Below are 22,934 nucleotides of genomic sequence, written 5' to 3'. Positions count from 1 at the left end.
GCGCCAAATGCGCGTCGGGGCCAGCCCCCGACCCCCGTTTTGCGGGCTTTCTCTTGCCACGGGACCATGCATAAATGCGGCCGTCGCGGTTCGGGTTCACAATCGTGATCTGTGGGAGAAACGAGATGCCGCCGACCGCCCTGCGCGCCGCGATCGTGGGAATTGCGCTTCTCGGCGCTGCGGCTTCTGCAAACGCTGAAGTCGTGCGCTTCAAGGCGGACCTAATCCCTGTTGCGGGCACAAACAGCACCGCCTCCGGCAGCCTCACGGCCGACTACGACACCGATAGCAAGAAGCTCATTTGGAACGGAACCTACAAGGGCGTAGGAACCTACGCCACCTCGGCGAGCTTTCACGGTGCGGGCGCCGGGCCACGCCGCGCTTTCGTGCGCATTCTCAATGTCGATAGTCCGTTCGAGGGCACGGCGATCCTGTCGGCACCGCAGGGCGAAGGCCTAGTCGCCGGCGAATGGCAGATCGTCGTCCGCACCTCCGGATTCCCCAAGGGCGAGCTGCGCGGCCAGCTCGTGCGCAACTAGCCTTACGGCGGACTGCGGTCAGAACAAGCGCCGCTGCAGGAACTCTGCGTAGCTCTCGTTCTGGGCGTCGCCCAATCCCAATTCGTTTAAGAGGACGAGCGCCGCATCCGTATCCGACGCCTCGATGGCGATCGTGTGCAGTTTGTCGTCATCGATACGCAGCTCGCAGAACTCGGCTACGCAGTTGCCAACGTCGTAAAGCGTGCGGCGCTTGTCGACCCTCGTCGTCGCCAGGGCATGCTGCCCGGAGACCACAGCCAGCAGCGCGTTCTCGCTCAACGCGCCACCGCGGCCGATCTCCAGGTCGAGACCGAGGGCCGGCAGAACGATGCTCTCGACCTCCTCGACGGGCACGGGGAACTCGGCATTGAGCGGTCGCGCCCACTGCTCGAGCATGCCGAGCCGCCCGCGGAGCGTCTTCACCTGCAGCCGGCCGCCGCGCACTTTGACGTTCGATTCGATATTGAGGCGCGTCACGACATAGGTTTCGCGGCTCGCCGGCTGCGCCGTCCCGGTAGCGCGCGCGGCGAAGGCATCGCGCACCGTCGTAAGATCGGTGGCGAACTTGCGGAACTCGTAGCGCGTCTCGTTGTCGGCGAATTTCATGCGCGGCCCTCCTCAGCGAAACGCGGCGAGCGCCGCCAGCGCTTCATCGATATCCGCGGTCGAGTGATCGGCGGAAATCTGGAAGCGGATCTCCTCCTCGCCCTTCGGCACCACCGGAAACGCGAGCCCGGTCGCCAGGATGGCATTGTCGCGCAGGTGGGCCACGAGCTGCCCGGTGCGGTGCGTGTCGCGGACCAGCAGTGGCACGACGGGATGCTGTCCCTCGACCGTCTCCAGCCCGAGCTGTCGCAGCCCGTCGCGGAAGCGCCGCGTCATTGCCTGCAAGTGCGCCAGCAGTCCGCGCCCCTCCTCGCTGTCGACGCGATCGACCGCGGCGCGCGCCGCCTCCGCCTCGCCTGGCGTAATGGGGTTGGAGTAGATGTAAAAGGGCGACGTCTCGCGCAGATATTGGACGATCGGCTCCGAAGCGACGACGTACCCGCCGTTGACCCCGAAAGCCTTGCCGAGGGTGCCGATCAGCACGTCCACCTTGCCGCCGACCACCTCTTCCGTGCCGCGGCCGCCGTTGCCGAAGGCCCCGACGCCGTGGGAATCATCGGCGACGACGATGACGTTCTCGGCGTAGCTCGCATCGTGCTTGGCGGCGATCTGCATGATCCGGGCGAGATCGGCGTGGTCGCCGCGCATGCTAAACACGCCGTCGGTGACGACGACGGCGCGCGCGCAAGTTTTCGACAGCGAGGCTAGGTGCCTGTCCAGCTCGTCGTAATCCACGTGGGCGTAGATGCGCTTCTCCGCCGGTCGCGCCAGCGAAATGGCATTGATGATCGAGTTGTGATTGAGCGCGTCGCTGATGACGGCGGTCTTGTCGGTGATTAGCGCCGGCAGCACGCCCATGACGGTCGCATAGGCGGACGAGAACAGCATGCCCGCGACACGTCCGTGGAAGGCCGCGAGCCGCGCTTCGAGCTTCACGTGCGGCGCCCATGTGCCGGAGATGAAGCGCACCGCACCCGGCCCCACTCCGTAGCGGCGCACTGCCTCCTCGTCGGCCTCGATCACGCGCGTTGCGAACGACAGGCCCAGATAGCTGTTGGAGTTCATGCGCAGGAACGGCCGCTCGCCGTGGCCTTCGATCAGGAAGCGCGGGCCTTTGCCGCCGGCCGGTTCGACGACGCCGACAGTGACGGCCTCGGCACCCTTCAAGCGGCCGCTATCGCGCAGCTCGTCCACTCTCGCCTGCAGCAGCGGCGTCAATCTATCGGTCGGCATGATCCACTCCGGTCACGTCCGCTGGCGGCGCGGGGCGGGTTTGAGCTTCTCGGTGAGACGCGCGAGCATGTCTTTCGTCATGGCGTCGAGATCGTAGCGCGGCGCCCAGTCCCAGTCTGCGTGCGCGGCACTGTCGTCGAGCGAGCGGGGCCAGCTATCGGCAATGGCCTGGCGTACGGGATCGACGTCGTAGTCGATCTCGAAGCCGGGAATATGCTTGCGGATAGCTGCTGCGATATCTTCCGGCGTCACGCTCATTGCCGTGATGTTGTAGGCGTTGCGGTAGCGCAGGCGCGATGCATCCGCCGCCATCAGGTCGACCATGCCGGTGATGGCATCGGGCATGTACGCCATGTCGAGACGCGTGTCGGCCGACAGGAAGCACGTGTACCGGCCGTAGCGGATGGCATGGTAGAACATTTCCACGGCGTAGTCCGTCGTGCCGCCGCCCGGCGCCGCGACGTACGAGATGAGCCCCGGCAGCCGGAGCCCACGCGTGTCTATGCCGAACCGCGAAGCGTAGTAGTCGCACAGCAGCTCACCCGCCACCTTGGTGATGCCGTAGATCGTGGTCGGACGCTGCACCGCGACTTGCGGGGTCATGTCGCGCTGCGTGTCGGGACCGAAGGCACCGATCGAGCTTGGGAAGAAGACCTGACAACCGTAGGCGCGCGCCACCTCCAGTACGTTATAGAGACCGCTCATGTTGACGCTCCACGCCAGCTGCGGAGCGGCTTCGGCGGATGCGGAGAGCAGCGCCGCGAGGTGATAGATGCTGTCGATGTCGTAGCGGCGCACGGCTTCGTGCAGCTGGTTCGGCTCCGTGCAATCAAGGTGATCGTCCGGCGCCAACGCTGCCGCGCCGCTCGGCTGCAGCGCCTTCAGGTCGGTGGCGACAACGTTGTCGACGCCGTAGCGCTGGCGCAGCGCCGGCACCAGCTCGGAGCCGATCTGTCCGAGCGCTCCGGTTACCAGTATCCTTGCCATGCGGTCTCCGCGCGCCAGGGCTGCACCTAGGAACGATAGTAGCTGCGATACCAGTCAACAAAACGTGCGATGCCGACCTCCACCGGGGTGGCAGGAGCAAAGCCCACGTCAGCGGCGAGGTCGTCGACATCGGCGAAGGTCGCCGGGACGTCCCCCGGCTGCATGGGCAGGAAGTTCTTCTTGGCCTCGCGCCCCAGCGTCTTCTCGAGAACGCCGATGAAGTGCATCAGTTCGACCGAGCTGTGGTTGCCGATGTTGTAAATGCGATAGGGCGCCGATGAGGTAGCAGGATCGGGCTTCGCTGCGTCCCAGCTCGGATTGGGCTGCGGGATTCGATCCGTCGTGCGCAGCACTCCCTCGACGATATCGTCGATATAGGTGAAGTCGCGCGCATGATGCCCATCGTTGAACACGTCGATCGGCTCGCCGGCCAAGATGCAGCGCGTGAACTTGAACAGCGCCATATCGGGGCGCCCCCACGGACCGTACACGGTAAAGAAGCGCAGCCCCGTCACTGGCAAGCGATAGAGATGCGCGTACGAATGCGCCATCAGCTCGTTCGCCTTCTTGCTCGCGGCGTAGATGCTCAAGGGATGGTCGACGTTCTGATGCACGCTGAACGGCATCTGCGTGTTGGCGCCATAGACGGAGCTCGACGAGGCGAACACGAGGTGCTCGACGCCGTTGTGGCGGCAGCCCTCGAGCACGTGCAGCGTGCCGACGATATTGGCATCGATGTAGGCGTGCGGGTGATCGACGCCGTAGCGGACGCCGGCCTGGGCGCCGAGGTGGATGACGCGCTGCGGGCGCACCTCGGCGAACAGCCGCTCCATGCCGGCTCGGTCGGCCAGGTCCAGCTTGGAGAAGGTGAAGCCCGGCTTGCCGACGAGTTGGGCGAGCCGGTCCTCCTTCAGTTTAACGTCGTAGTAGGCATTGAGATTATCTAACCCGACGACCTCGTCGCCGCGGTCTAAAAGAGCCCTGGCAGTATGATAGCCGATGAAGCCGGCAGCACCGGTCACCAGGACACGCATGTCGGACCTTTCCTGCGTCTTTTGGCGACCGCGTCTTGATGACGCCGGCATATCGCCTGCCGGCGCTAAGTGATACAGTCGGACGTGTCAAGAAGCCTTGTTTGTCCGTGACGAGAAGCGGTATGCGGGCAGTTCCGTCACATCCTATTGTGCAAGTCGCTCCCTCGCTCGGACAGGCGTACGTTGGCCGTAATTTTCCAGGAGGGTTCGGGTCAGCAGTGGATGTTTCCGAGCGCGAATCCTGCCACCCCTTGATCACTCTCGAGCTGGCCAGCCGGCGCGCGTTGCAGCATCCCGTGCACATGAATTTCTTGGCAACCGAACCGCACCAAGCATTTGGTCCCGGAGGACAATGAGCGTGTTGAAAGGCGTCGTCGAAGCTACCCCAGCCGATCCGATATCGTCGTACTTCAACGAGCTTAGCCGTGTACTGACGGCGGTTCGGGTAAGCGATGCGGAAGGCCGACCGCTCGACCTGAGCGCAGGCTTCGAGTGGGTCGCCGACGCGGCCCGTGAGGCGCACAACGCCGGCAAGAAAGTCGTGCTGATCGGCAACGGCGGCAGCGCAGCCGTCGCCAGCCACCACGCCATCGAGTTCCTCAAGAACGGCGGCATCCGCGCGACGGCACTCAATGACTCGGCCGCACTCACTTGCCTCAGCAACGACTTCGGCTATGCCAACGTCTTCTCCGAGCAGCTGAAGGCGCATGGCATTCCTGGTGACGTGCTCATCGCGATCTCCAGCTCCGGCCAGTCAGTCAACATCCTCAAGGCGGTCGAGACGGCCCGTGCCAGCAGCATGAAGGTCGTCACCTTGAGTGGTTTTCAGCCCGACAACCTGCTGCGCGGTCGCGGCGACGTGAATTTCTACGTGAACTCCAACCAGTATGGCTTTGTGGAGGTTGCGCATCACGCGCTGATTCAGGCCATACTCGATCTCTACGTCTTCCCGCGGCGCCCCGCGAAGTAGTCGCATCCCGGGCGTCGCCGCCATCCGCAACGGGAACGCTCATCCGGATGCTGAACGCAGGCCCAACCAGCGAGCCGGACAATCGGGCCCTGAGAATCAGCGTCCACAATCTGGCCGGCACCGATCAATCCACTCTCGTTTTGCAACTGCAACGGCTCGTGCTGTCGTTGCCGGTACTCGCGGCAGACGCTGCTGGCGCGCCGGGCGCCGATGTCTCCGTTGTCGTTGTCGACGGGGCCCACGGGTTTACATCGCCAGCGCGGCAGGCGGCCGCGATCGCCCGCACCGGGGGCGCGCGGCACATCGTGCTGGCAGTGCATACGCCCGCGCTTTCCGCTCACGACAACGTAGCCTTCGACGCGGTGAGCAGTGACTTCCACGAATACGTCCGCCGCCTCGAGTTCGCGACGGCTATAGCCATTCCCGTCGGCGGCGCCGACGCGTCTGGCGTCGCTTGGTTCGCGGGCCCGTCTCTAGCGGCCCACCTCGACGCGCTCGCCGCCGACCTGCGCGCGGCTTCCGGCGCGTTCGTGGAAGCAACCCAGCTCACCGAGCAGTTTGCCGCGCACGTGGCCTGCATCGCGGACGAGGAGCTGCTTCCCGGCCGCGATTACAAGCTCAAGCTCGCGGGGCGCGAGCTCACGGCAAGCGTCACCGCCATCAAGTACCGCCTCGACGTCGACAGCCTGCACCGCTTGCCTGCCCGCACACTCTGTCGCGGCGAGATCGGCGTCTGCACCATCGCCACGCAGGCGCCCGTCGCACTCGCCAGCGACGAGGATGTGCCCGGCGCGGGACGTTTCATCATCAGCGACATGCATTCGGACTCGCCCATCGCGGTCGGCACCGTCGACTTCGCCCTGCGGCGCGGCATGAACGTTCATTGGCAGCCGCTGACGATCACCAAAGAGCTGCGCGCCTCCCTGAAGCAGCAACGCCCCTGCGTCATCTGGCTCACCGGGCTTTCGGGTTCGGGCAAATCCACACTCGCCAATCTCGTCGAGGGCTGGCTGGCGCTGCGCGGCTGCCACACCTACCTGCTCGACGGGGACAACGTCCGCCACGGCCTCAACAAGGATCTCGGCTTCACGGCGGTGGATCGCGTCGAGAACATTCGGCGGGTCGGCGAAGTGGCGCGGCTGTTCGTGGACGCCGGCGTCATCGTGCTGTGCTCGTTCATCTCGCCCTTCCGCGCCGAGCGCGAAGCCGTGCGCAGCCTGCTCGACACCGGCGAGTTTATCGAGATCCACGTCACTGCGCCGCTCGAGGTTTGCGAGGCGCGCGACCCGAAAGGCCTCTACGCCAAATGCCGCGCCGGTCAGCTACCGAACTTCACCGGCATCGATTCACCATACGAAGCGCCGGAGAACGCCGACCTCGTGCTCGACACGACGACGGCGCCTGCGACGGAACTCGCGCATCGCATCGTTTCACTGCTGCAAGACCGGGGCATCGTAGCGGATGATGGAGCGCGCGAGCGCGTCGGACGAAGCCCGTAAAGTTTCCCCTTCGCCCAGAAAATCGCCACTTCGGCGAATCCGTGTCTGCCGGAACACATCCAGAGAGAATGTTCGCCGCACCAATAGTCTCGCCAAGTGGTTGTGCATAAATTCTGGGGTACGCGGAGATTCGGCCATAATGGCAACCAGCTGGCGGTCATTGAAAACTGTGTATCGGGCGGCGCTGCTAGGTGCGCTCGCCATATCGGCTGGCGGCTGCTCGACGATGAATGAGCTCAGCGGCGCGCCGCGCCCCGGCTACCAGAAGGACGGCACTTACGTGCTGAGCGCCCAGGAGCAGGGCCTCGGCTGCCGCGAGTTGCAAGCGCGCCAAGTCGGGTTGCAGGAGCAGCTCACGGCACTACCGGCCCAAGCCGTCAAGCAGATGCAGGAGCTGCCGACCACTGTGGCCGATGCATGGGGGCGCCTTGTCGGCTCGGCCGACAAGGGCGTGCCCGCACTCGCCGAATACAATGAGGCCAAGGCTGAGTCAGCCGCCGTCAACGAGAGCCTGCAGCGCAAGGGCTGCGGCCCGTCGGTCGAGACAGCCTCGATCAAGCGTCCCCAGTAACGCGCGGGATCGCGAACCCGATCATCAACCAGGCGACGAGCCCGGCGCCGGCGAGCAGCGCCAGGGCGGACGACAGCGGCGCCTGCGCCACGACGCTCAACGCCGCCAGGACGACCAGGCCGATATTGACCGCCAGAACGCGCCCGACGATCTGCATATTGGTGAATCCGTTGTCGCGCGCGCGCTGATAGAAGTGCGTCCGATGCGCGACAGACAGACGCTCGCCGGCGCGCGCGCGCCGCACGATGGTCAGTCCGGTGTCGGCGACGAAATAGAGGGGCAACAGCACAGCTGCGATCACGTAGCCGGATCCAGCAACCACGATCAGCAGCCAGGCGAGCAAGAGCCCGATCGGCAAGCTTCCCATGTCGCCCATGAAGAGGCTCGCCACCGGTCTGTTGAACGGCGCGAAGCCAAGCATCGCGCCGTTGAGCGCCAGCGCAACGACGAGCGCGGCGGGAGGCAGCGCACCCAGCGCCCCGATGATCGCCACCCCGGCAGTAAGCGGCACCACCTCGGCGACCATCATCCAGTCGATGCCGTCCATGAAGTTGACGAGATTGATGAACCAAACGGTGCCGACCAGCAGAATGGCGCGCTCGAGCCACAGCGGCAGCATGGGAATGGTCCGCAGTTCGCCGGGAAGCGCCGCGAGCATCAGGGCGGCGGCCAGGGCCTGCACCAGGAGCTTCACCTTGGGCTCAAGGTGGTAGAAGTCGTCGACGGCTCCGAGCAGGAGCAATAGGAGCGCTGCGAGAACTGCGAGCAGCGTGCCGGTCCGGGCCTCGGCCGGGAAGTCGGCGTAGCCATAGATCGCCAACAGGGTCACGCCGAGCGTGGCGCAGGTGATGGCGAGGCCGCCCCACTGCGGCGTCGGCTTCACGTGCGAAGACCGATGTGTCGGCACGGCCATGGCCGCGTTGCGCAGAACCGGCGTGAGGACGAGGATCATCAGCGCGCAGCTCAGCAGCGCGGCGAGCCAGACCACCGGCCCGAGATATTCGACAATCGCCCAGGCGGCAGGATCAGGCATGGAGACGGCTCGGCTGCTTAACGGCAGTCACCGCGCAGGCAAAAGCATTGGCTGGGGCGCCAGGATTCGAACCTGGGAATGGCGGAATCAAAATCCGCTGCCTTACCACTTGGCTACGCCCCACCGGCCGCCCACGGTGAAGGCGGCGACCCCGTATAGTCGAGCCGGTGTACGCGAGCAATCCCAACGCCTGAAGCGCCCGGAGACGCATCGGATGCGGCCTTCAGTGCGCGAAAAACCGTTCGCTTGCGGGGCTGGCACATGGCCGCTATAAAGCCGCCCTCGCCGCGGCCTCCGCTCAGGAGATCCCGGCGATGTCCCTTACAGGACTGATGAGTCGGGCGGAGCGTAGCGCAGCCTGGTAGCGCACTTGCTTCGGGAGCAAGGGGTCGGGAGTTCGAATCTCCCCGCTCCGACCATCATTTTCTTTGGCACTAAGCCACTCCCCGGCGTCAGGGGACGACCACGCGCTAAAGATGCGGTTCGGTGAGCGTGCGCCGGCACGTGTCGCGCCATTTTTCCTTCGACATATGCGTTTCGGCGTCCCACGCGGCCTCGCACTCGGCCATCGTCTTGCCGACCGCGCCTTGGCGGACAGCCCGGCCACCCGCCGTGGCCCGCGCGGGGTCGCCGCTCGTTCCGCGATCGGGCGTCGCTTGATCGGGAAGTCCGGGGGTTGCGGCTTCGGTCGCCGAGTCGCTCCCGACGCCGGAAGTACTGCTGCGGTCCGCACCGACGCCCGGCGCCGAAGGCGGAATGGCCGTACCCGAAGGGGCTTGAAGCGCGCGTTGGCGCGCGGCCTCGAGCGGCGTGCCCGATGGATAGGCGGTGCCGGAAGGCGTCGCCGTGCCCGCCGGCGCGGGCGTGCCACCGGGGGGCAAGGTTCCCGGAGCGGTCGAACCGGGTGCGGCCGCGGTCGCCGGCTGGTTGCTCAGGCTACGCGGGTCGCCTCCAGCCGATGTGCCACTGCCTGATGTGCCGCCCGGTCCGACACGAGCTGCCGGAGATCCGATGCCGCCCGCCGCGCCGCCGCCGCGGCTGGCTGCGCTACCGGCGGAGCTGCCGCCCGACGAACCGCCCGCTTGCGCCAGCGCACCGCCGGTGCTCAGCGCCAGTACAAGCAAGAGGGATAGAACCGACGCGTGCCCCCGGATTGCACAGGTCATGACGGGCCTCATTGTCGCGATGCTGCCGGGCCAATGCGCGAGCACCGCGCGAGTTCCGCGTCCATCGACGTTAACGCGCAGCAGCAGAAGCTGCCGAGCATTGGAAGGTTGCACGCCAAAGCAGCCGGCGCGGCGCTCTACTCGGTGCGCACGGGCGGCGGCGTGTTGGGGATCACCTGCTCCGTGGCGCTGGTTCCGTCCGAGCTACCGTTGTCGGCGGGAACGACCGCGACGACCAGCAGGGCAGCGATGACGCCGATGGCCAGCATGGCGAGAATCCAGCTGGTGGCGCTTTCCACGCCTCGATTGCGCGAAGCGGGAAAATCTCGTTCGCGTGACATATTGCACCTCCTTCGCTCAACCCGCCAAACCCGTGAGGCCGCAATGCGTTCCGCGCGAATGCCGCAGGCCCTGGAAAGGGCGGCAATCGGCCTCTAGGCTGAGCATCGCCGCTGCGCATTTCCGCGCAGGAGGCATAAATTCGATATGAGTGAAAACTTGAAGTTCAATACGAGCATGACCTTTACCTACGGCGTGCCGGACCAGTTAGCGCCGGACGTGCAGCGCGTCGTTGCCCCCAATGCCGGGCCGCTCACCTTCAAGGGGACCAACACCTATCTCGTCGGCGGTCGCAGCTTAGCGGTGATCGATCCGGGTCCTGACGACGACGCCCATCGCGCCGCGATACTCGCTGCCGCCGCGGGGCGACCGATCACGCATATCATCGCCACGCACGCCCACCGCGATCACGTCGACGGCGTCGCCGCGCTCGTGGCAGCGACAGGCGCCCAGACCTATGCCTATCGCCGCTCCGAGATCCCGCAAGGCGGAGGCGGCGATGCCGACGCCGAATACGTCGGCCACGGCTTCATTGCCGATGTCCACGTCGAGCACGGGGGTACGATCGCCGGTGAGGACTGGGAGCTTACGGCGCTGCATACGCCCGGCCATGCGCCGGATCATCTGTGTTTCGTGCTGAAGGATCGCGCCGTCATCTTCTCCGGTGACCACGTGATGGCCTGGAATACGTCTGTCGTCGCACCGCCCGAGGGGCGCATGGCGGACTATCTGCGCTCGTTGGAACTGTTGCTCGACCGCGATGCGCGGCAGCTACTGCCGGGCCACGGCGGGATCATAAACGAGCCGCGCCGCACGGTGAAAGCCTACCTCTTGCATCGCAGGTGGCGCGAGCAGGCCATTCTCGATGCCGTCCGCAACGGCACCAACACGGTGCGCTCCCTACTGCCGGTCATCTACCGCGACCTCGACAAGGCCGTCGTCGGCGCGGCCGCCCTGTCGCTGCGCGCTCACCTCGACCACCTCGCCGAGCGAGGGCTTATCGCCTGCGCCGATTCTTCGAACGTCGATTGCGTGGCCGTTCCTCTTTAGCGGCCTTTGCCTCGTCCGGTTGCTCGACACGCGCCGCGGGCACGGTCGACTCCATCACCGTCACGATCTCTTTCAGGATCTGGCGAACGCGGTCGGCGTTGCGGCCGAGATCATGCGACCCGTAGCGCGAGGCGGAGCGCACGTCGACGCGTGCGCTCTGATCGCTACCGGTCACGCGGATGGCGACGTCCTCATAGAGGCCGAGGATCAGCGTGCGGTCGGCGACCTCGATGAGGCCAGCGCGGCCGGCGCCAACGTCGGGCGCTTCCTGATGCACAATCTCCATCTTCAGCCGCTTGATCGCCTCCGCGGCGAGCCCAAACACTTCTTCCGCCGGGCGATCGATCTCGATGGGCTTGATGTCGGGATATGCGGCAAGCTGCTTACGCGCGAACGACGGTCCGGGATACTCGACCGGGTTGCTACCCGGCGCGCGAAGCTTGGCAATTTCGACGAACGGCGGCGGGCTCGTCACATCGGTTGTCACGTCGTTGATGCTGGGCAGGCTCTCGTACTTCGGCAGGAAGATGATCGGCCACAGCATCAGGCCGAGGCTGACAATGATGGCGAACACAACGCGCGCGGTGCCGGGCCTGCCGGTCCGCCAGATGCCGATGGTGGCCAAGGCCGACATCAGCAGCGACAGTCCGGCGCCGACGAAGGCGACCCAAGCCAGGTTCTCGGCGATCGGCGTCGGCAACGAGAATAGGCGGTGTAGGAAGATCGCCGTGGCGAGGAGCACGGCCGAAAACACGGCGACACGGCTCGTCCAACGCGCAAAGAAGGATGGCCCCAGGGGCGGAGGCGGCCTCATGCGCGAGGTGGCCCTGCGGCGGCGTATTGGAGCCCGGCGAAGTTCATGACGTGGCTACTGGTCCTGGTGCCGCGTTGGTGGTGCGGGCGGCAGAATAGCCGAGAATCGGGCGAAAAACAGCGACGGCCCACAGAAAGCCGCGGGTCCGCAAAAGCGCAGATCTAGATGTGCTGGCCACCGTTAATGTGCAGCTCGGCGCCATGCACGTAGCTCGATTGCTCGCTGCATAGGAAATAGATCGCCCGGGCCACCTCCTCGGGCGATCCGAGGCGGTGCATGGGAATTTGCTCCTCGACGATCTTGCCCGTCCCCGGCGACAGGATCGACGTGTCGATCTCGCCCGGCGAGATGGAGTTGACGCGAATGCCGCGCGGCCCGAAGTCGGCCGCCATCTCGCGCGTCAGCGCCGCGAGCGCGGCTTTCGACGTCGCATAGGCCGACCCAGCGAACGGATGCACGCGGCTGCCGGCGATGGACGTGACGTTGACGACCGCGCCCTGTGCGCGTTCCAACTCGTCGAGCAAGCCGCGCGCCAGCATGATGGGCGCGAAGAAGTTCACCTGATAGACATGCCGCCAGATGTCGAGCGACGTCTCGATGGAGTTGAGCCGCGTCCCGCGCTCGGTCTTCGGGCTGATGCCCGCATTATTGACGAGCGCGTGCAGCTCCGAACCATCTTCCGCCAGGCGCGCCTTGAGATCGTTGATTGCTCGCGCCGTGTCGGCCGCCTCCGCTAGATCAACCTGCAGGTGATCGTTGCGTCCTTGCTCCCAGGGACACTGCTCCGGAAAAGGATGCCGGGAGCAACTGATCACGCGCCACCCCGCGGCAGCGAAACGCTTCACGGTGGCGTGGCCGATGCCGCGCGACGCTCCCGTCAGCACCAGCGTCTTGCGCTTTTGTTTGCCGCTCGCCGGCATGCGGTTCACCGTTCGATCCTGGCAGCGATAGCGGATTAGCTCGGGTTATCCGGGCGGGGTCAAGCGGCGGCGCCCCATTGCCTTAAGGGTCAGGGATAAAGGCGCGTCTTGGTCCAGTCCCCGCCGGCCTCGGCGCGCTTGAACATGACCCGCTCGTGCAGGCGCGACAGGCGCGAATGCCAGAACTCGATCTCGAGCGGCGTGATGCGGAAGCCCGACCAATGCGGCGGCCGCGGTACCTTGCCGACGAGATGCTTAGCAGTCTCGGCGGCGACCGCCTTCTCGAGCGCGAAGCGGCTTTCGAGCGGGCGCGACTGCTGCGATGCCCAGGCGCCGATCTGCGCCGACCGGGGACGTGTGGCGAAGTAGGCATCCGCCTCGGCGTCGCTCACCTGCGTAACCGGACCGCGCACGCGCACCTGGCGGTGCAGACTCTTCCAATGGAAGTCGAGCGCAGCATAGGGGTGGGCGAGCAGCTCCACGCCCTTGGTGCTTTCGTAGTTCGTGAAGAACACGAAGCCGCGCGCGGGATACCCGGCGGGATCGACGGCTTTCAACAAGACCATGCGCACGTTGGGATGACCGGCGGCATCGACCGTCGCCAGCGCCACGGCGTTCGGATCGTTCGGCTCGTGGCGCGTCGCGTCGGCCATCCACTCATCGAATAGCGCGAACGGCTCCGCCGCCTCGGCAAAGTCGCCGGGCGTATGATCCTCCGTAGGCGGCCCGCTAGGCTTCTCGGTCACCTTGGTCCTCTCTCGCTTGCCCAGCCCGTCACTGGGACACGCATTCAGCCGGTCTTAACCAAAGCAGCTCATACTCACGACAGGTCACACCACAAGTTGCGCATCGTTGCGTCGTCAGCATCGAGTGAAGCGTCATGAGTCAGAACCCCTCTCTAGTTACGCTTGCCGCAGTTGTCACCACCGGCATCGTCCTTGTCGGCGTCATCTTGATGGGTCCCACGACCGCCTTCGGCGGCGAGCAGTGGGAGACATCCGTTTCTACCGAGACGACTGACACGCCGCCCGCCGCGCTTCCTCCGGTCCCCGGCACGTCGATCATGCCCGGCACCTTCGTCGACATCCCCGTCGGCCCTTACAAGCTCGACGAGAAGGATGAGATCGCGGCGCTCGAGCGCATCCAATACGCCCTCTCCGAGGTCAGCGACGGTAAGACCTACGTCTGGCGCCGCTGGCACGGCCGCCTCTCGGGTCTCGTGCAGCCGACCGGCTCCTTCAAAGATCAAAGCGGTAAGGTTTGCCGCCACCTGATCGTCCTTATGACCACCGGCCACAACACCAAGAAGCAGGAAGGCATCGCCTGCCGCCTGCCGAGTGGCCGCTGGCAACTCGACGGCTGACCGCGCGCGGTAACCCCCTTCCCGCATAGCGATCGGCAAAAAGGCCGGCCTCAGGGCCGGCCTTTTTCGTGCTACCCGTGCGAAAACCGCGCATCTGGACCCATCAGTCCATTTGTGTAGGATGCGCGCCGAACGCCCTGGACGATAACTAGGAATAGAGAGACACCCATGACGGAGCCATTGCCGAGCGCAGGGGTTGCGAAGGGCAACCTGTTGGCTGGCAAACGCGGCCTTATCATGGGCTTAGCCAACAATCGCTCGATCGCCTGGGGTATCGCCCGGGCGGCGGCGGCGCAAGGCGCCGAGCTCGCCTTCACGTATCAGGGCGATGCCCTGAAGAAGCGGGTCGAGCCGCTCGCCGCCGAGCTCGGCTCCAAGATCGTCCTCCCCTGCGACGTCGTCGACGCCCAGTCGATGGATGCCGTATTCGACGAGTTGCAGAGGGTCTGGGGCCGGCTCGACTTCTTCGTCCATTGCATAGCCTTTTCCGACAAGGCAGAGCTCGACGGCCGCTACGTCGACACCAGCGAGAAGAACTTCACGCAGACGATGCTCGTCTCCTGCTACTCGTTCACGGCACTGGCGTCGCGGGCAGAGAAGCTCATGCCGCCCGGCGGCTCGATGCTCACGTTGACCTACTACGGCGCCGAGAAGGTGATGCCGCACTATAACGTCATGGGCGTCGCCAAGGCCGCGCTCGAGGCGAGCGTGCGCTATCTCGCCGCCGACCTCGGCCAAAAGGGCATCCGCGTCAACGCCATCTCGGCCGGCCCGATCAAGACGCTGGCCGCCTCCGGCATCGCCGACTTCCGCTACATCCTGCGCTGGAACGAGTACAATTCCCCGCTGCGCCGGACGGTGACCATCGAGGAGGTCGGCAGCGCCGGTCTCTATCTGCTGTCCGATCTGTCGCGCGGCGTCACCGGCGAGGTGCATCACGTCGACAGCGGCTATCACGTGCAGGGCATGAAGAACGAAGATGCCCCGGACATCACCGTGGCCAAGTCCGACGACGCCTGAGACAAGCGGAGCGTATCGCCTAGTGTGATGATCGAGAAATTCGCTGTCGTCAGCGGCGAGGGATCTAGCGAACTTCTCGATTTGAATCACACGAGCCAGTCTGTGATCCCAGTGTCCCTTACTATCCCGAAGTTCGCTCCCAGTCCCGGCGGCGAGCTCTGGCGAACTTCGGAATCGGGACACTAGGATGCGCGCCGGGCCCACCATCTACTTCATCCGCCACGGCGAGACCGACTGGAACGCGCAGTCGCGCTACCAGGGCCAGGCCGATATCCCGATGAACGAGACCGGTCGCGCCCAGGCCCGCCGCAATGGCGAGGCGCTCCGCGGACTGCTGCCCGGCATCGCTCAATGCCGCTACGTCGCGAGCCCGCTCCTGCGCGCCCGCGAGACGATGGAGATCGTGCGTGGCGTCATGGGGCTCGACCCCGGAGCCTACTCGATCGACGAGCGCCTCAAGGAACTCCACTACGGCCACTGGCAGGGCATTTTCGCCGCTGACCTGCCGGACGTCGACGCGGCCGGCATCGCCGCACGGTCGCAGGATACGTTCCGCTGGCGGCCGACGGGCGGCGAAAGCTACGAGGACCTGATGGCGCGCGCGGTCGGCTGGCTCGCCGACGTCGCCGACGACACGGTCGTCGCAGGTCATGGGGGCATCAGCCGGGTGCTGCGGGGCCACCTCTACGGCGTCGACCCGTCCGCCGTGCCGGAGCTCGAGGTACCGCAAGACAAGGTGCTCATCCTGCGCCGCGACGGCCTGGAGTGGTTGTAGCAGCCCAAAATGCAGAAGAGCCGAGGCAGCGGCTGCCTCGGCTCCCCGACACGTCGAATTAGCCGCTCGGTGCCGGTTGCTCAGACCGGCAAGGAGCAGCTGGATGGGGGCCAACCTTGCGGCGGCCCATGACGCATACGCCTCTTGCGACACGCGACCGGCGGTTGTTGCGCCTCAGCTCAGAAACGTCGTGAAACCATTGGTCCCCAGGTCGAAGCCTGATGGTGACCGGCGGTCTCCGCCAAACGGCGGTTTCGCAGGAAGATCACGCAGCGCGTGAGCGATGCGCCTCTACCGTGCTGTCTCCTTGCAGCTTGTCGCGTAGCGCGACGCGGTACTGCGAGCCAGATAAGCTGCATCGCGTGAGTCTGTCACGGTGTTTGCCGGGCTCGGCTCTTGCCCGCATACGCTTGGACTCCTAAGACTGGCACAACTGCCACGGCACCGGGTTGCACGCGCACCCGGACCTCCTCTCACGCTCGGCGACCGGCAATGTCCCACAACACCTTCGGCCATCTGTTCCGTATGACGACCTGGGGCGAAAGCCACGGGCCGGCGCTCGGCTGTGTCGTCGACGGATGCCCGCCGGGAATTCCGCTCGAGGCGGCCGAGATCCAGGCGTTCCTCGACAAGCGCCGCCCGGGACAGTCGCGCTTCACCACCCAGCGGCAGGAGCCGGACGAGGTGGAGATACTGTCCGGCGTCTTCCCCGATGCGGAGGGCCGCCAGGTGACCACCGGCACGCCCATCTCGCTGATGATCCGCAATGTCGACCAGCGGTCGAAGGACTACGGCGACATCTCCAGCAAATTTCGCCCAGGCCACGCCGACTACACCTATTGGAAGAAGTACGGCATCCGCGACTTCCGCGGCGGTGGCCGCTCGTCGGCTCGTGAGACCGCAGCCCGCGTCGCGGCCGGCGCCATCGCCCGCAAGGTGCTGGCGGGTGTGACCATCCGCGGGGCCCTCGTGCAGATGGGCAACATCAAGGTCGACCGCTCGCTGTGGGACTGGGACACGGTGAACGCCAATCCGTTTTTCTGCCCCGACGCGGCGACCGCCGTGCACTGGGCCGAGTACCTCGACAAGGTGCGCAAGTCCGGCTCTTCGATCGGCGCGGTGATCGAGGTGATCGCCGAAGGCGTGCCTGCCGGCTGGGGCGCTCCGATCTACGGCAAGCTCGACCAGGACATCGCTTCGGCCATGATGAGCATAAATGCCGTCAAGGGTGTCGAGATCGGCGCCGGGATGGACGCTGCCGAATTGACCGGCGAGGAAAACGCCGATGAAATTCGCATCGGCCGCGACGGGCAGCCGTGCTTCCTGTCCAACCACGCCGGCGGCATTTTAGGTGGCATCTCGACGGGACAACCCATCGTCTGCCGCTTCGCCGTGAAGCCCACGTCGTCCATTCTGACGCCGCGCAAGACCATCGATCTCGATGGCGACGAGACCGAAGTGGTCACCAAGGGACGCCACGATCCGTGCGTCGGCATTCGCGCCGTGCCGATCGGCGAAGCGATGCTCGCTGTCGTTCTGGCCGACCACTTCCTGCGCCATCGCGCACAGATCGGCTGACGACGTCGGCCGCTCGCTCCGGCAATCAACAGCTTTGAAAAAAATTGCGTGCGACATGCTAATTTGCCGCATGCGAGACTAGCCAAAGTTTGGCGTCTGAGTTATCGTCAACAAACTGAAGCTCAAGACAAATTTCTGCCCTGACGTTGCGGACGGGAGAGGCTTTGCGGCACGCGCTTAGGCGCGTCTCTGCGCGCCTCTCGATGCCGCGCGAACGATGAAACTTGCCTGCTGTTCCTGCTCCGGACGGGCGCAGTAAAAGTTGGCGTTGGGAGACGTGGTGCCGTGCTGAGAGTTGAAGAACGCCGCAATGGTCGGCCGCCCCTGTTGAGCAAAGCCGCCGCCGACCGAACGACCCCCGAAATCCGATATGACATCGCTCCTTCGGTTCAGTTGATCGCGCGCGACAGCTTCGTCGCCGAGACAGCGAGCAAGATCGAGCAGTTGCAGGCAACCGTCCGGCTGATGTCGCGCGACATGGGACAGCTCGCGGGAAAGGTTGCCGACCTGCAGGCGACCGCCGAGCAGGATCTGCGCTGGCAGACTTTCCAGAAAGGCGAGAAGCGCAGCAAAGAGGCGAAGCTCGACGAGCTTCTTCGCAGCTGTCGCGATCTCAAGGCACGCTTCGACCGCATCGAGGCGCGCACCGGCGGCGACTTCCACGCGTACAACAGCTTCGAGGCGGTGAGCCGCAAGATCTCCGAGCTCGAAACCTTCCGCGACGAAGCGCGGCGCATTGAGCGCACGCTTACGCTGAAGGCGTGGCTGCTTTGTGCGGCCGTGGGGGCCGCCGCCCTCGTCATCGTGCTCGCCAACGCGATGGCCCACTGAAACGACAACGGCAGGCGTTCACGACGCCTGCCGTTTTCTTGCGCGCGCGTGTGCGGCCGGCGAGCAGCGCCGCGCTCGCTACGTGTCGAGCCCTTGCTGAGGCTAACCTCGGCGATAAACGTGAGCTTCTTGTCCGCCGCTTTTTCCTTACGCCGCAACGTGGTTGTGCGTGTCAATTGTCTTTGCCGCGCGCCTTGCTAGTCTGCCGCCGGGGCGAGACCTCGGGGGACGACGATCATGACGGATACGGCTAGCGTCGCGCCGGCAGCGCAACCGGCAAAGTGGGCCCGGCTACTGCTACTCATCGCGGCAATGATCGAATTCCTCGGCGGGCTCGGCAGCCTGCCGATCCTTTTCGGCGACCTCAATGAGGTGCCCGGACCCGGGCTCGACGGTCAAATCATCCTTGCTGGAATCGTGCTGAAGCCGCTGCTCGCTCTCGCGGCGCTGTTCTTCACCGTCCGCGGCAAGATCCCCTATGCCCTGGTGGCCATGGCCTTCATCATCCTGATGGCGTGGCTGAGCTACGTGCCTTCGGTCCGGCTGCACGGCCTCGACCTTTCGCAGGGCGACGCGTTCACTACCACGATGCTCGGCTGGGAGCTGATCGTCGCGCCGGTCTTGGCTCTGGCGGTTGCCGGGCTGGCCTTGCGGGAGACGCAGTTGACGCTGGCAACCGTGCTGGCCGTCCTGCCGACGCTGGCCCACGTGCTGTCGGTGATCGCCTTCGGCGTCAGCGTGGCGATCTACGGATTCTGAGCCGCTAAACGCGCTCGGCCCACAGGTCGTAGTCGTCGGCGTTGGTGACGCGCGCCTTGACGATGTCGCCGGCCTTCAACGCGGTATCGCCGTTGAGGAACACGCTGCCGTCGATCTCCGGCGCGTCCCACTGCGAGCGCCCGAGCGCACCTTCATCGTCGACCTCGTCGACGATGACGTCGATCTCGCGCCCGACGATGCCGGCGAGCCGCTTCTCGCTCACCTCTTTCGCCGTCGCCATGAACCGGTGCCAGCGTTCCTCCTTCACCTCGTCCGGCACGACAGCGGCGATGTCGTTCGCCGGCGCGCCCGCCACCGGCTCGTAGCGGAAGCAGCCGACGCGGGCGAGCTCTACTTCGCGCAGCCACTGCAGCAGGAACTCGAAGTCCTCGTCGGTCTCGCCGGGGAAGCCGACGATGAAGGTCGAGCGCACCGCGAGGTCGGGGCACATCTCCCGCCAGCGGCGGAGGCGCTCCAGCGTCTTCTCCTGATGCGCCGGGCGGCGCATGGCTTTGAGCACCGCGGGCGAGGCGTGCTGGAAGGGGATGTCCAGATAGGGAAGGATCTTCCCTTCGGCCATCAGCGGGATGACGTTGTCGACGTGCGGGTAGGGATAGACGTAGTGCAGCCGCACCCAGGCGCCGAGCTCGCCCAATGCCTCGCACAGCTGCTGGAAGCGCGCCGGCAGCGGGCGCCCCTTCCACGGGCTCTCGGCATACTTGAGGTCGAGGCCGTAGGCGCTCGTGTCCTGGCTGATGACGAGCAGCTCCTTGACGCCCGCCTTCACCAGCCGCTCCGCCTCGGTCATCACGTGGTTCGACGGCCGGCTCACTAGGTCGCCGCGCAGCTGCGGGATGATGCAGAACGAGCAGCGGTTGTTGCAGCCTTCGGAAATTTTCAGGTAGGCATAATGGCGCGGCGTCAGCCGCAAGCCCTCGGCCGGCACGAGGTCCATGAAGGGGTCATGCACCGGCGGCACGGCGGCGTGTACCGCCTCGACAACCTGCTCATATTGATGCGGACCGGTGACGGCGAGCACGCCCGGGTGGCTCTCGCGAATGCGACCTTCCTCGACGCCGAAGCAGCCGGTGACGATGACGCGGCCGTTCTCGGCCATCGCCTCGCCGATAGCGTCGAGGCTCTCCTGCTTGGCGGAATCGAGAAACCCGCAGGTGTTCACCACCACCACGTCGGCGCCGGCGTAGTCGGGCGCCACGCGATAGCCTTCGGCCCGCAGCTTGGTGAGGATGCGCTCGCTATCGACCAGCGCCTTGGGGCAGCCCAGCGACACGAAGCCGACGGTCGGCACGTGGCCACGCTTCTTCTCGTCCGAACCGGATTTTTCCAGGGTGGCTGTCATCGCGCGGCTCTAGCACGGGGCGCCGCCGCGGGCGAGCCCCACGGCGGCGACACCGGCCAATTGGTTGCCGACGGAACGCCGCAGGCTCAGGCGGTAGCGGCGGCTGGCTGGACGTCGAGGGCTGCGGCGAGCGCGTCCTCGACCTTCTCCAGCCAGATCAGCTCGAGTTGCCGGCGCGTCTCCTCCGACAGGTCCTCGATGTCCTTCTTGTTGCGGGCCGGCAGCATCACCCGCGTGATGCCGGCCCGCGCGGCGGCGGCGAGCTTCTCCTTGATGCCGCCCACCGGCAGCACCAGCCCGCGCAGGCTGATCTCCCCCGTCATCGCCGTGTCCGAGCGCACCGAGCGATCGGTCATCAGCGACGACAGCGCGATGAACATCGCCACGCCTGCCGAAGGGCCGTCCTTGGGGATGGCGCCGGCCGGCACGTGCACGTGGATGTCGCTCTTCTCGAACACGCCGGCGTCGATGCCGAGTTGCCCAGCGCGATTCTTGAGGAGCGACAAAGCCGCCTGAACGCTTTCGCGCATGACCTCCCCCAGCTGGCCGGTGAGGATGAGCTTGCCGTTGCCCGCGTTCCGCGTCGCTTCGATGAAGAGGATGTCGCCGCCCACCGGCGTCCACGCGAGCCCGGTCGCGACGCCCGGCACGGATGTGCGCATGGCGACCTCGCTCTCGAACACCGGACCGCCCAGGATGGCAGGTAGGTCCGCCGCGGTAATCCGGATCGGCCCCGACTCGCCTTCGGCGATGCGCACGGCGGCGTGCCGCAAGACCTTGCCGATCTCACGCTCCAAGTTGCGAACACCCGCTTCGCGCGTATAGAGGCCGATGATGTCGCGCAGCGCATCATCGTCGAGCGCCACCTGCTCGGCCTTCACGCCGTTGGCCTCGAGCTGGCGCGCCACGAGATAGCGCTTGGCGATGTTGAACTTCTCCTCGGCCGAATAGCCGGAGAGCTGGATGATCTCCATGCGGTCGCGCAGCGGGCCGGGAATGGAATCCAGCACGTTGGCGGTCGTGATGAAAACAACGCGGCTCAGGTCGAACGGCACGGCGAGATAGTTGTCGCGGAAGGTCGCATTCTGCTCAGGGTCGAGCACCTCGAGCATCGCGGCGCGCGGATCGCCCTGGATGCCGGAGCCGAGCTTGTCGATCTCGTCCAGCATCATCACGCAGTTGCGCGCCCCCGCCTTGCGGATGCCCTGGATGATGTTGCCCGGCAGCGCGCCGATGTAGGTGCGGCGGTGACCGCGAATCTCAGCCTCGTCGTGCACGCCGCCGAGACTGACGCGCACGAACTTGCGGTTCATGGCGCGTGCGATCGATTGCCCGAGCGACGTCTTGCCGACGCCGGGCGGTCCGACGAAGCACAGGATCGGTGCCTTGCCGCCGGGCGCGAGCTTGCGCACGGCGAGGAACTCGACGATGCGCCGCTTGATCTTGTCGAGGCCGTAGTGGTCCTCGTCGAGAATCTTGCGCGCCTCCTTGATGTCGATCGGCGTCTCTTCAGGCAGCTTCCACGGCAGCTCGATCAGCCAGTCGAGATAGGTGCGCGTCATGCCGTAGTCGGGCGATGCCTCGGGCATGCGCTCCAACCGCCGCAGCTCCTTGCGCGCCTGATCCTCGACCTCTTTCGGCATGCCCGCCTTGGCGATGGCCTCGGAGAGCTCGGCAATGTCCTGCGCCTTGCTCTGCTCGCCCTCGCCGAGCTGCCGCTGGATTGCCGCCATCTGCTCGCGCAGCAAGACCTCGCGCTGGCGCTCGTCCAGCGCGGCCTTGGTCTGCCGGCCGATCTCCTGCGACAGGCGCAGCACCTCGATGCGGTGCGCCAGCAGCTTCGATACCTTGTCCATGCGGGCGGAGACGTCGATCGTCTCGAGGATCTCCTGCTTCTCCGCCGGCTGCAGATCGAGATACGCGGCCGCAAGATCGGCCAGCGCGCCGGGCGAGCGCACGCTCTGCACGGCGACGATCATCTCCGGCGGTGCCTGCGGCAGAAGCTCGAGTGCCTCGACGGCCTGGCGCTGCAGGTTGAGAAAACGCGCCTCGATCTCCGGAGTGCGATCCTCCGTGTCGGCGACGCGCTGCACGCGCGCGACGAAGAACGGCCAGCCGCTCAGGAACTCGACCGCCTGGAAGCGCTCGTCGCCCTGAACCACGAGATGATGCGTGCCGTCGGGCGCCGTTACGTAGCGCACGACATTGGCCACCGTGCCGATGCGATGCAGATCGATCGGCTGCGGCTCGGCCTGCTCGCCGTCGCGCTGCATGAGGATGCCGACTTGGCGCTGCTCGCGCACCGCGCTCTGCGCCGCCGCGATCGATCGCTGGCGGCCCACGGTCACTGGCAGGACGACGCCCGGAAAAAGCGTCATCTCGCGCACCGGGATGATGGCGATGGCGTCGGCCGGCAGCGGCGGCAGATTATTTCCGGCAGGGCGCCCGCCAGCTTCGCCCTGCGCCGCGTCGAGTTTCATTTCATTG

23 protein-coding genes and 2 tRNA genes are annotated in these 22,934 nt (G+C 66.0%); 12 read left to right on the top strand and 13 right to left on the bottom strand.

Features of this window, described 5'->3' with window-relative positions; genetic code table 11:
• Positions 1-125: 125 nt before the first annotated feature.
• Positions 126-539 (top strand): CHRD domain-containing protein, encoded by a 414-nt coding sequence (locus GIW81_RS16055; protein ID WP_195930604.1) that lies wholly within the window; start codon positions 126-128, stop codon positions 537-539.
• 18 nt (positions 540-557) lie between these two features.
• On the opposite strand, the gene GIW81_RS16050 is transcribed toward GIW81_RS16055, so the two are convergent.
• From GIW81_RS16050 to GIW81_RS16035, 4 genes are read right to left on the bottom strand one after another with little or no spacing between them, the layout of a single operon-like run.
• The gene (locus tag GIW81_RS16050; RefSeq protein WP_154740343.1) at positions 558-1,145 is read right to left on the bottom strand and encodes a hypothetical protein; all 588 of its coding nucleotides are present in this window, start codon (positions 1,143-1,145) and stop codon (positions 558-560) included.
• A gap of 12 nt (positions 1,146-1,157) precedes the next feature.
• Positions 1,158-2,378: an aminotransferase class I/II-fold pyridoxal phosphate-dependent enzyme gene (locus tag GIW81_RS16045; RefSeq protein ID WP_154740342.1), complete on the bottom strand. Its 1,221-nt coding sequence runs from the start codon at positions 2,376-2,378 to the stop codon at positions 1,158-1,160.
• A 12-nt stretch (positions 2,379-2,390) separates the two neighbouring features.
• On the bottom strand, positions 2,391-3,365 hold the full coding sequence (locus tag GIW81_RS16040; RefSeq protein ID WP_154740341.1) for an NAD-dependent epimerase/dehydratase family protein: 975 nt from the start codon (positions 3,363-3,365) through the stop codon (positions 2,391-2,393).
• A gap of 26 nt (positions 3,366-3,391) precedes the next feature.
• Positions 3,392-4,399, bottom strand: a complete 1,008-nt coding sequence (locus GIW81_RS16035; RefSeq protein ID WP_154740340.1) for an NAD-dependent epimerase — start codon at positions 4,397-4,399, stop codon at positions 3,392-3,394.
• A 352-nt stretch (positions 4,400-4,751) separates the two neighbouring features.
• Between GIW81_RS16035 and GIW81_RS16030 the strand changes: the two genes are divergently transcribed.
• The 3 genes from GIW81_RS16030 (at position 4,752) to GIW81_RS16020 (ending at position 7,439) form a co-directional block, all read left to right on the top strand.
• Positions 4,752-5,369: an SIS domain-containing protein gene (locus GIW81_RS16030; protein WP_154740339.1), complete on the top strand. Its 618-nt coding sequence runs from the start codon at positions 4,752-4,754 to the stop codon at positions 5,367-5,369.
• Positions 5,370-5,416: 47 nt separating this feature from the next.
• The gene (gene cysC, locus GIW81_RS16025) at positions 5,417-6,868 is read left to right on the top strand and encodes an adenylyl-sulfate kinase (RefSeq protein ID WP_154740338.1); all 1,452 of its coding nucleotides are present in this window, start codon (positions 5,417-5,419) and stop codon (positions 6,866-6,868) included.
• Positions 6,869-7,007: 139 nt separating this feature from the next.
• Positions 7,008-7,439: a hypothetical protein gene (locus GIW81_RS16020; protein ID WP_154740337.1), complete on the top strand. Its 432-nt coding sequence runs from the start codon at positions 7,008-7,010 to the stop codon at positions 7,437-7,439.
• On the opposite strand, the gene GIW81_RS16015 is transcribed toward GIW81_RS16020, so the two are convergent.
• Positions 7,423-8,472 (bottom strand): MraY family glycosyltransferase, encoded by a 1,050-nt coding sequence (locus tag GIW81_RS16015; RefSeq protein WP_154740336.1) that lies wholly within the window; start codon positions 8,470-8,472, stop codon positions 7,423-7,425. The genes GIW81_RS16020 and GIW81_RS16015 overlap by 17 nt on opposite strands.
• Before the next feature lie 48 nt (positions 8,473-8,520).
• A tRNA-Gln gene (locus tag GIW81_RS16010) sits at positions 8,521-8,595 on the bottom strand.
• A gap of 219 nt (positions 8,596-8,814) precedes the next feature.
• On the opposite strand from GIW81_RS16010, the gene GIW81_RS16005 reads away from it, so the two are divergent.
• A tRNA-Pro gene (locus GIW81_RS16005) sits at positions 8,815-8,891 on the top strand.
• Positions 8,892-8,942: 51 nt separating this feature from the next.
• Here the strand turns inward: GIW81_RS16005 and GIW81_RS16000 are convergent.
• Positions 8,943-9,638, bottom strand: coding sequence for a hypothetical protein (locus GIW81_RS16000; protein WP_154740335.1), 696 nt, complete (start codon positions 9,636-9,638; stop codon positions 8,943-8,945).
• A gap of 137 nt (positions 9,639-9,775) precedes the next feature.
• Positions 9,776-9,979, bottom strand: coding sequence for a hypothetical protein (locus GIW81_RS15995; protein WP_154740334.1), 204 nt, complete (start codon positions 9,977-9,979; stop codon positions 9,776-9,778).
• Positions 9,980-10,124: 145 nt separating this feature from the next.
• Between GIW81_RS15995 and GIW81_RS15990 the strand changes: the two genes are divergently transcribed.
• Positions 10,125-11,027 carry an MBL fold metallo-hydrolase gene (locus tag GIW81_RS15990; RefSeq protein WP_154740333.1) on the top strand — a complete coding sequence of 301 codons (903 nt, stop codon included), beginning with the start codon at positions 10,125-10,127 and terminating at the stop codon, positions 11,025-11,027.
• On the opposite strand, the gene GIW81_RS15985 is transcribed toward GIW81_RS15990, so the two are convergent.
• The 3 genes from GIW81_RS15985 to pdxH all read right to left on the bottom strand — a co-directional run bounded on the left by GIW81_RS15985 (position 10,975) and on the right by pdxH (position 13,507).
• A complete protein-coding gene (locus GIW81_RS15985) occupies positions 10,975-11,781 on the bottom strand; it encodes a DUF1499 domain-containing protein (RefSeq protein ID WP_195930603.1) in 807 nt (268 codons plus the stop codon). The two genes, GIW81_RS15990 and GIW81_RS15985, sit on opposite strands and share 53 nt — an antisense overlap.
• A 221-nt stretch (positions 11,782-12,002) precedes the next feature.
• Positions 12,003-12,761: an SDR family NAD(P)-dependent oxidoreductase gene (locus GIW81_RS15980; RefSeq protein ID WP_154740817.1), complete on the bottom strand. Its 759-nt coding sequence runs from the start codon at positions 12,759-12,761 to the stop codon at positions 12,003-12,005.
• An 89-nt stretch (positions 12,762-12,850) separates the two neighbouring features.
• Positions 12,851-13,507, bottom strand: coding sequence for a pyridoxamine 5'-phosphate oxidase (pdxH, locus tag GIW81_RS15975; protein ID WP_324615070.1), 657 nt, complete (start codon positions 13,505-13,507; stop codon positions 12,851-12,853).
• Positions 13,508-13,641: 134 nt separating this feature from the next.
• Here pdxH and GIW81_RS15970 point away from each other — a divergent pair, with 134 nt between their 5' ends.
• The 6 genes from GIW81_RS15970 to GIW81_RS15945 all read left to right on the top strand — a co-directional run bounded on the left by GIW81_RS15970 (position 13,642) and on the right by GIW81_RS15945 (position 19,087).
• Complete coding sequence (locus GIW81_RS15970) at positions 13,642-14,124, top strand: hypothetical protein (protein ID WP_154740330.1); 483 nt, start codon at positions 13,642-13,644, stop codon at positions 14,122-14,124.
• Between the two features lie 168 nt (positions 14,125-14,292).
• Positions 14,293-15,144 (top strand): enoyl-ACP reductase FabI, encoded by an 852-nt coding sequence (gene fabI, locus GIW81_RS15965; RefSeq protein ID WP_154740329.1) that lies wholly within the window; start codon positions 14,293-14,295, stop codon positions 15,142-15,144.
• A 187-nt stretch (positions 15,145-15,331) separates the two neighbouring features.
• Positions 15,332-15,919 carry a histidine phosphatase family protein gene (locus GIW81_RS15960; protein WP_154740328.1) on the top strand — a complete coding sequence of 196 codons (588 nt, stop codon included), beginning with the start codon at positions 15,332-15,334 and terminating at the stop codon, positions 15,917-15,919.
• Between the two features lie 492 nt (positions 15,920-16,411).
• Positions 16,412-17,497, top strand: a complete 1,086-nt coding sequence (gene aroC, locus GIW81_RS15955; protein ID WP_154740327.1) for a chorismate synthase — start codon at positions 16,412-16,414, stop codon at positions 17,495-17,497.
• 285 nt (positions 17,498-17,782) lie between these two features.
• Complete coding sequence (locus GIW81_RS15950; protein ID WP_154740326.1) at positions 17,783-18,328, top strand: hypothetical protein; 546 nt, start codon at positions 17,783-17,785, stop codon at positions 18,326-18,328.
• A 237-nt stretch (positions 18,329-18,565) separates the two neighbouring features.
• Positions 18,566-19,087 carry a hypothetical protein gene (locus tag GIW81_RS15945; protein WP_154740325.1) on the top strand — a complete coding sequence of 174 codons (522 nt, stop codon included), beginning with the start codon at positions 18,566-18,568 and terminating at the stop codon, positions 19,085-19,087.
• A gap of 4 nt (positions 19,088-19,091) precedes the next feature.
• Here GIW81_RS15945 and rimO read toward each other — a convergent pair whose 3' ends face one another.
• Positions 19,092-20,447: a 30S ribosomal protein S12 methylthiotransferase RimO gene (gene rimO, locus GIW81_RS15940; protein ID WP_154740324.1), complete on the bottom strand. Its 1,356-nt coding sequence runs from the start codon at positions 20,445-20,447 to the stop codon at positions 19,092-19,094.
• A gap of 86 nt (positions 20,448-20,533) precedes the next feature.
• Positions 20,534-22,927 carry an endopeptidase La gene (gene lon, locus GIW81_RS15935; protein ID WP_154740816.1) on the bottom strand — a complete coding sequence of 798 codons (2,394 nt, stop codon included), beginning with the start codon at positions 22,925-22,927 and terminating at the stop codon, positions 20,534-20,536.
• Positions 22,928-22,934 lie beyond the last annotated feature (7 nt).

Source organism: Hyphomicrobium album (assembly GCF_009708035.1).
Taxonomy (GTDB): domain Bacteria; phylum Pseudomonadota; class Alphaproteobacteria; order Rhizobiales; family Hyphomicrobiaceae; genus Hyphomicrobium_A; species Hyphomicrobium_A album.
The sequence above is the reverse complement of the archived record's forward strand: the minus strand, read 5'-3'. Positions and strand labels throughout refer to the sequence as shown.

Bases quoted from the DNA above. Each gene is read 5' to 3' on its own strand.
- GIW81_RS15980 (WP_154740817.1), bottom strand. From the start codon at position 12,761: ATGCCGGCGAGCGGCAAACAAAAGCGCAAGACGCTGGTGCTGACGGGA.
- GIW81_RS16040 (WP_154740341.1), bottom strand. From the start codon at position 3,365: ATGGCAAGGATACTGGTAACCGGAGCGCTCGGACAGATCGGCTCCGAG.
- GIW81_RS16045 (WP_154740342.1), bottom strand. From the start codon at position 2,378: ATGCCGACCGATAGATTGACGCCGCTGCTGCAGGCGAGAGTGGACGAG.
- GIW81_RS15970 (WP_154740330.1), top strand. From the start codon at position 13,642: ATGAGTCAGAACCCCTCTCTAGTTACGCTTGCCGCAGTTGTCACCACC.
- GIW81_RS16050 (WP_154740343.1), bottom strand. From the start codon at position 1,145: ATGAAATTCGCCGACAACGAGACGCGCTACGAGTTCCGCAAGTTCGCC.
- fabI (WP_154740329.1), top strand. From the start codon at position 14,293: ATGACGGAGCCATTGCCGAGCGCAGGGGTTGCGAAGGGCAACCTGTTG.
- GIW81_RS16055 (WP_195930604.1), top strand. From the start codon at position 126: ATGCCGCCGACCGCCCTGCGCGCCGCGATCGTGGGAATTGCGCTTCTC.
- GIW81_RS16030 (WP_154740339.1), top strand. From the start codon at position 4,752: ATGAGCGTGTTGAAAGGCGTCGTCGAAGCTACCCCAGCCGATCCGATA.
- aroC (WP_154740327.1), top strand. From the start codon at position 16,412: ATGTCCCACAACACCTTCGGCCATCTGTTCCGTATGACGACCTGGGGC.
- rimO (WP_154740324.1), bottom strand. From the start codon at position 20,447: ATGACAGCCACCCTGGAAAAATCCGGTTCGGACGAGAAGAAGCGTGGC.
- cysC (WP_154740338.1), top strand. From the start codon at position 5,417: ATGCTGAACGCAGGCCCAACCAGCGAGCCGGACAATCGGGCCCTGAGA.
- GIW81_RS16015 (WP_154740336.1), bottom strand. From the start codon at position 8,472: ATGCCTGATCCTGCCGCCTGGGCGATTGTCGAATATCTCGGGCCGGTG.
- GIW81_RS15960 (WP_154740328.1), top strand. From the start codon at position 15,332: ATGCGCGCCGGGCCCACCATCTACTTCATCCGCCACGGCGAGACCGAC.
- GIW81_RS15945 (WP_154740325.1), top strand. From the start codon at position 18,566: ATGACGGATACGGCTAGCGTCGCGCCGGCAGCGCAACCGGCAAAGTGG.
- GIW81_RS16035 (WP_154740340.1), bottom strand. From the start codon at position 4,399: ATGCGTGTCCTGGTGACCGGTGCTGCCGGCTTCATCGGCTATCATACT.
- GIW81_RS16000 (WP_154740335.1), bottom strand. From the start codon at position 9,638: ATGACCTGTGCAATCCGGGGGCACGCGTCGGTTCTATCCCTCTTGCTT.
- GIW81_RS15990 (WP_154740333.1), top strand. From the start codon at position 10,125: ATGAGTGAAAACTTGAAGTTCAATACGAGCATGACCTTTACCTACGGC.
- GIW81_RS16020 (WP_154740337.1), top strand. From the start codon at position 7,008: ATGGCAACCAGCTGGCGGTCATTGAAAACTGTGTATCGGGCGGCGCTG.
- GIW81_RS15995 (WP_154740334.1), bottom strand. From the start codon at position 9,979: ATGTCACGCGAACGAGATTTTCCCGCTTCGCGCAATCGAGGCGTGGAA.
- lon (WP_154740816.1), bottom strand. From the start codon at position 22,927: ATGAAACTCGACGCGGCGCAGGGCGAAGCTGGCGGGCGCCCTGCCGGA.